The sequence below is a fragment of the Acidisphaera rubrifaciens HS-AP3 genome, from assembly GCF_000964365.1.
GTDB lineage: Bacteria > Pseudomonadota > Alphaproteobacteria > Acetobacterales > Acetobacteraceae > Acidisphaera > Acidisphaera rubrifaciens.
Genome location: NZ_BANB01000126.1, coordinates 1 through 3,083 on the forward strand (window position 1 = coordinate 1; position 3,083 = coordinate 3,083).

Sequence of the window (3,083 nt, forward strand, 5' to 3'; positions counted from 1 at the left end):
GCCACCCTTGGCCGGGGCGCCCGGCGCCGCGCCCTCGCCCTCGCCGCCGGCATCGGCGACGACGGTGGGCGGCGCGACGGTGCAGATGACGAAGTCGCGGTCGGCGATCACCGGACGGGCGCCCTCGGTGCCCTTCAGGTCGGTCCAGCGCACGTTGTCGTTGATGTCGAGCGCGCCGAGATCGGCCTCGAACTTTTCCGGCAGGTGGTCCGGATCGGCATACACCTCGACCGCGTGACGGACGACGTTCAGCACGCCGCCGCGCTTGAGGCCGGGGCTCGCCGCCTCGCCCTCGAACGACACGGGGACCGAGACGCGCATCGGCTCGCCGGGCGCGAGGCGCTGGAAGTCGACATGCAGCGGCGCGTCGGACACCGGGTGGAACTGCACGTCGCGGATCAGCGCGCGCGTCACGTCGCCGTCGACCGTCACCTGATACAGGCGCGACCGCCAGCCGCCGCGATGCAGCTCCTTGAGCACGTCGCGCGGATCGAGCGCGATCAGGGTGGGCGCCGTCTTGGCACCATAGATTACCGCGGGCACCCTGCCCGCTCGCCGTGTCGCACGCGCCGCCCCCTTACCGGCCCGCTCGCGCGACGCGGCCTGCAACACCGTCACATTGGCCATCGTTCGCTCTCCTGCAAAGCAAAGCGCCGGCCTCCAGGGGTGCCGGCGCAGCCGCGCGGTGTAGCGGGAAGGCGGCCCCGACGCAACCGGGCCGGCTCAGCCGGCCGGCTGCACCTCCCATGCGCCGGCGCCGGCGGCGGGGGGCGCGCAGAAGACCGGGACGGCGTTGGGCAGGCGGATATTGGGAGGCAGGCCCATGGCGGAGCGCAGGGAGCGGAACACGGCGCCGTGGGCGATCACCAGCAGCAGCGGCGGCCGGTCGAGCGCCCGGTCCAGCGCCGCGGTGGTGCGCGTGCGCAGCTCGGCGAAGGTCTCCCCGCCGGTCGGCGTCGATTTCTCGGCGACCCAGTCGTTGAACCAGTCGGCCAGCATCGGCTGACCCTCCATCACGCCGAACGCGACCTCGCGCAGCTCCGGCTCGTCATGGATCGGCAGGCCGAGCGTCTCGGACACGATATGCGCCGTCTGCTGCGCCCGCCGCATGGGCGAGGCGACGATGCTCGCGACGCCGCGGCCGACCAGAAGCGCCGCCGCGTCGCGCGCCTGCTGCAGGCCGTGCTCGTTCAGGTGCGTGTCGACGTTGCCCTGCGCCAGGTTCTGCGCGTTCCAGTCGGTCTCGCCGTGGCGGAGGAACCAGAAGCCGATCGGGCGGATCACGCGAAACCCTCGCGCTGCATGACACGCTGCACGGCCGGGCGGGCCTTCATGCGGGTATAGAGGGCATCGACACGCGGCGGCAGCGCCTCGTGCAGCCGATCGCGGCCCCAGAACGAGACATAGAACAGCGCCGCGTCCGCGATGCTCGGCGTGTCGCCGACCGCATAGGGCGTGTCGCCCAGCCGTTCGTCGATCAGCGACAGGCCGCCGAAGAAAATCTCCCGCCCGCGGGCCTTCACCGCGTCGTAATCGACCTCGTGCGGCGTGAAGTTGCGGGGGCGGAAGATGCGCTGGAACCCCTGCATGTGCACGGTCGAGACCGCGTACTCCATCAGCTCGAACGCCCGCGCCGCCGCCTCCACGTCGTCCGGCAACAACCCCGCGGCCGGGCTCGTGCGCGCGAGGTAATAGGCGATCGCCGGAAACTCCGTCAGCGTGCTGCCGTCGTCACGCACCAGCACCGGCACCTTGCGCTTGGGGTTGAGGTCGGCGAAGAGCGGCTTGAGCTGCGCACCGGCCATGAAATCGACGCGCTCCGTCTCGTACGGCCTGCCGATCTCCTCCAGCAGGACGTGGATGCCGATCGAGCAGGCGCCGGGGGCGTAGAAAAGTTTCATGGCGCGTCCTTTGCGTCTGTTGCGGCGAGTGCGGCGAGTGCGGCTGTTGCGGCGGGTGCGGCTGGCGGGAAGCAGGGCACGGGCGGGGCGGCGGCCGGGCGCTCAGTCGAACAGCGAGCTGACCGAGCTTTCGTCGCTGATCCGCCGCATCGCCTCGGCCACCAGCGGCGCGATGGTAATCTGTCGGACGTTATGCGCGACGCGCACGGCCTCAGTCGCGAGGATGCTGTCGGTAATCGTCATCATCTCGATCGGGGAGGAGGCGATGCGCGCGACCGCGCCGCCCGACAGCACGCCATGCGTGACATAGACGCTGGCGCTGCGGGCGCGGTTCTCGATCAGGGCGGCGGCGGCGTTGCACAGCGTGCCGCCGGAATCGACGATGTCGTCGACCAGGACGCAATCGCGCCCCTCCACGTCGCCGATGACGTTCATCACTTCCGACACGCCGGCGCGCTCGCGGCGCTTGTCGATGATGGCGAGGTCGGTGTTGAGCCGCGTCGCGATCGCGCGGGCGCGCAGCACGCCGCCGACATCGGGGGAGACGATCATCACGTCGCGCCCCGCATAGCGCTCCTGGATGTCGCGGGCGAACAGCGGGGCGGCGTAGAGATTATCGACCGGGATGTCGAAGAACCCCTGGATCTGGCCGGCATGCAGGTCGAGGGTCAGCACCCGGTTGGCCCCGGCCTCGGTGATCAGGTTGGCGACCAGCTTGGCCGAGATGGGCGTGCGCGGGCCGGATTTCCGGTCCTGCCGCGCATACCCGAAATACGGGATCACCGCCGTCACCCGCCGCGCGGAGCCGCGCCGCAGCGCGTCCAGCGTGATCAGCAGTTCCATCAGGTTGTCGTTCGCCGGATACGACGTGGACTGGATGACGAACACGTCCTCGCCACGGACGTTCTCGTGGATTTCCACGAACACCTCCATGTCCGCGAAGCGGCGGACGGAGGCGCGGGTCAACGGCAGATTGAGTTTGGCCGCGACAGCCTCGGCAAGCGGGCGGTTGCTGTTGCAGGCAACGATCTTCATGGGCACCTGTCCGCTGGCGGCGGCCACTGTCTAGCAATGCGTCACTTCGGTGTCCATTTGCCGGCCGCGCATCCCGGCCGCGCATCAGGGTGTCGGCGTGGGCGGCCCGTCGCCCCGGCCGGCCGGCGCGGCCGGACGGGCACCCGG

At 70.8% G+C, this 3,083-nt stretch carries 4 protein-coding genes; all 4 read right to left on the minus strand.

Features of this window, described 5'->3' with window-relative positions; all coding sequences use genetic code 11:
* On the minus strand, window positions 1-627 hold a 627-nt coding region (locus B8460_RS04815; protein ID WP_048860447.1), incomplete at its 3' end, for a 50S ribosomal protein L25/general stress protein Ctc.
* A 96-nt stretch (window positions 628-723) separates the two neighbouring features.
* Window positions 724-1,284 carry a histidine phosphatase family protein gene (locus tag B8460_RS04820; RefSeq protein ID WP_048860444.1) on the minus strand — a complete coding sequence of 187 codons (561 nt, stop codon included), beginning with the start codon at window positions 1,282-1,284 and terminating at the stop codon, window positions 724-726.
* Window positions 1,281-1,901, minus strand: a complete 621-nt coding sequence (locus tag B8460_RS04825; RefSeq protein WP_048860445.1) for a glutathione S-transferase family protein — start codon at window positions 1,899-1,901, stop codon at window positions 1,281-1,283. The genes B8460_RS04820 and B8460_RS04825 overlap by 4 nt, the downstream gene beginning before the upstream one ends.
* A 102-nt stretch (window positions 1,902-2,003) precedes the next feature.
* Window positions 2,004-2,936 carry a ribose-phosphate pyrophosphokinase gene (locus B8460_RS04830; protein ID WP_048860446.1) on the minus strand — a complete coding sequence of 311 codons (933 nt, stop codon included), beginning with the start codon at window positions 2,934-2,936 and terminating at the stop codon, window positions 2,004-2,006.
* Between the last annotated feature and the right edge of the window lie 147 nt (window positions 2,937-3,083).

Excerpts from the sequence above, each read along its gene's own strand:
- B8460_RS04825 (WP_048860445.1), bottom strand. The coding sequence starts at position 1,901 with ATGAAACTTTTCTACGCCCCCGGCGCCTGCTCGATCGGCATCCACGTC.
- B8460_RS04830 (WP_048860446.1), bottom strand. The coding sequence starts at position 2,936 with ATGAAGATCGTTGCCTGCAACAGCAACCGCCCGCTTGCCGAGGCTGTC.